This is a genomic window from Candidimonas sp. SYP-B2681, from assembly GCF_003971065.1.
Taxonomy (GTDB): Bacteria; Pseudomonadota; Gammaproteobacteria; order Burkholderiales; family Burkholderiaceae_B; genus Pollutimonas.
Genome location: NZ_RYDV01000025.1, coordinates 1 through 668, shown reverse-complemented (window position 1 = coordinate 668; position 668 = coordinate 1). Strand labels below are relative to the sequence as shown.

Here is a 668-nt window from a genome sequence, read left to right as displayed (position 1 = left end):
GACGACCATGACGGAAAACAATGGCTGTTTTACCATAGCCAAACGAGATTCTTGGCCGGCTGGCGTCGAGAATCGAACTTGAATTGCAGGAGAATCAATGCTCAAACTTCTTGCGATCGTGGGCGGGGCGTTGCTCGCGCTGGGCTGTGCGGGCGTCGTCTCGGGAGAACCCATAAGAGAACATCGTTTGCATGCTGCAGCGGCGGCTGACGATGCGCCGGCCTTGATGCGCTTGCTCTCTGAAGGCGAAGCGATAGATGCACGCGATGCTTCGGGTTCGACAGCTCTGCTGGTAGCGACAAGGACGAATCATGTGCGCGCCGCCCGCATTCTAATAGAGGCGGGCGCCGATGTGAACGCGAAAGACCGCATCAACGACAGCGCTTACCTTTATGCCGGCGCACGCGGTCATCTGGAAATCCTGAAAATGACGTTGGCGCACGGCGCGGATTTGAAGAGTACGAATCGCTACGGAGGAACGGCGCTTATCCCTGCCGCTGAACGAGGCCATGTAGAAACCGTTAAGACCCTGATCGAGGCGGGCGTCGACGTCGATCACGTCAACAACCTGGGATGGACGGCCTTGCTCGAGGCCATTATCTTGGGTAACGGCGGCGCGCAACACCAGCAAATCGTCGCTCTTTTGCTGAAGGCCGGTGCGAATCCGA

The 668-nt window shown here is 57.9% G+C and carries 1 protein-coding gene; it reads left to right on the top strand.

The genetic code is table 11. The features are described 5' to 3' along the window. Positions 1-97: 97 nt before the first annotated feature. Positions 98-668: ankyrin repeat domain-containing protein (locus tag EKL30_RS18720; RefSeq protein ID WP_148105833.1), on the top strand; the 571-nt coding region annotated here is incomplete at its 3' end.